The organism is Komagataeibacter kakiaceti JCM 25156, assembly GCF_000613305.1.
Map to the genome: position 1 here is coordinate 1 of NZ_BAIO01000531.1, position 1,545 is coordinate 1,545.

2 protein-coding genes are annotated in these 1,545 nt (G+C 67.0%); both read right to left on the reverse strand.

What is annotated here, in order from left to right; genetic code table 11:
* On the reverse strand, positions 1 to 803 hold an 803-nt coding region (locus tag JCM25156_RS16240; RefSeq protein WP_148299409.1), incomplete at its 3' end, for a hydantoinase/carbamoylase family amidase.
* Positions 800 to 1,545 (reverse strand): dihydroorotase (locus JCM25156_RS16245; RefSeq protein WP_025813947.1); only part of this gene is annotated, 746 nt, incomplete at its 5' end. The genes JCM25156_RS16245 and JCM25156_RS16240, both read right to left, overlap by 4 nt.

Genomic DNA, 1,545 nt, shown 5'->3' on the forward strand with positions numbered 1-1,545 from the left:
ACATGTCCCCTGCCCGCCCGCGCCGCATCACGCGCCAGATGCGAGACGGCGGTAATCAGCCCCGCCGCCGCAACCAGGGCGTCACGTCGGCAGTCCATGGGGGTCGTGCCCGCATGATCCGCGCGCCCGGCAAAAATGACCTCGATGCGGGTGACACCGACAATGGCCTCGACAATGCCGATCTCCGTGCCACCACGTTCCAGCACGATGCCCTGTTCGATATGCAGTTCCATGAACGCCGCAATGTCATGGCGCAGCGCGTGGGGCAGCCGGGATGCGTCACCGCCCATGCGGTTTATAGCGTCGGCAAGGGTTTCACCCCATGGCGCGCGCAGGGCGAGGTGCCCTGGGGTCAGGCTGTCCGTCATGCCGCGACTGCCGATGCATGACAGGCCGAAATCGCTCGGCTCTTCGGCCAGGAAATCGGTCACTTCGAAATGATGCGCCAGTGTTACGCCGCCATCACGCATCGCGCGCGCGATTTCCAGCCCCGCCAGCACGCCCAGTATGCCATCGAACCGGCCACCACCGGGCACGGTGTCGGAATGGGATCCGGTCATGATCGTCCGCGCATCGGGCGATGCGCCGCCGCGACGTCCGGTCAGGTTGCCCGCCGCATCAATCCGGCATGACAGGCCCGCCTGCTGGAAACGGTGGCGCAGCCAGTCCCGTCCCTCCAGAAACCGCGCGGAAAAGGAACGGCGGGTATAAGGCTGGTCGGGATCGGTCAGCGCCCCGAGTTCCATGAGGTCGGCCCACAGCCGATCAGGCTGGATAAGGGATGAAAGGGCGGCCATGGTCATGCGCCGCGCCCTTCGGGGGTGACGAACCGTCCCGTCCCCGGCGTGGCCAGAACCCGCGCGCCATCGAATATGCGCTGGCCGCGCAGGTAGGTGGCCGCGATACGCCACTCCAGCGTGCGGCCTTCATAGGGGCTCCATGTGGCGAAGGCGTTGCCGCTGGCGCGCGGGTCGTAGATCCAGCTTTCCGGCCGGGCGACCGTGATGTCCGCATCCCGCCCGATGGCGATGCCGCCCTTGCGGTCCGACAGGCGGAACAGGCGCGCCGGATTTTCCGCCAGCAGCCGCGCCGCCAGGCTGGCCGGAAGCCCCCGGCGTGACAGTTCGGTCAGGAAAAGCGGGTAAAGGACTTCAAGCGACGGCGCGCCGGATGCGTTTTCCAGCATGTTCGGGCTGGTCTTGCGTCCCTCGCTCCATGAGACATGGTCGGTTGAAACCACGCTCACGTTCCCGGCCACCAGATGCGCCCATATGCCCTCGACTTCACTGCGGGGGCGGATGGGCGGGTTGATCTTGGCCTTGCCGCCCAGGCGCGCCACGTCATGTTCCTCGTCCAGCGTCAGGTAATGGATGCAGGCCTCGATGGTGGTGTCGAAGCCCTGACGGCGGTACGCGGCGCAGAGTTCGTAACCACGGGCGATGGACGCATGCACCACATGGGCCGAACAGCCGGTCGCCGCCGCGATTTCGTAAATTTCGGCCGTGGCCAGCGCCTCGGACAACGGGGGGCGGGACAGGCCATGGG